This window comes from Comamonas sp. B-9 (genome assembly GCF_000410635.1).
In the GTDB taxonomy this organism is placed as follows: domain Bacteria; phylum Pseudomonadota; class Gammaproteobacteria; order Burkholderiales; family Burkholderiaceae_C; genus Comamonas.
The window spans coordinates 1-242 of sequence record NZ_KE148668.1 but is presented as its reverse complement, the minus strand read 5'-3'; the positions used below and the strand labels follow the sequence as shown (position 1 = coordinate 242).

The window sequence follows — 242 nt, the reverse complement described above, 5'->3', positions numbered from 1 at the left end:
CGCCCGCCGGTCGGCTGGAGACCGACACCTTGCTCGCCTTGGCGCGCCACCCCGTCGGTGGCGGCAAGGGTGCGAACCAAAGCCTGGTGCGCGCCATCGCCCGCGATCTGGCCCTGGACTTTGACCCACTCGATGCCGACTGGGCCGAGCCCTGGACCGGCCCGCGCCCCAACCTGCTGCAGGATCTGCATGACCAGCCCTGGCGCCACCACGGCGACACGCGCGAGCGCCTGGAGCTGCTG

General features: G+C 72.7%; 1 protein-coding gene. It reads left to right on the top strand.

All coding sequences use genetic code 11. The annotated features are described in order from the left end of the window. On the top strand, nucleotides 1–242 hold a 242-nt coding region (locus tag H928_RS33845; protein WP_239645065.1), incomplete at both ends, for a hypothetical protein.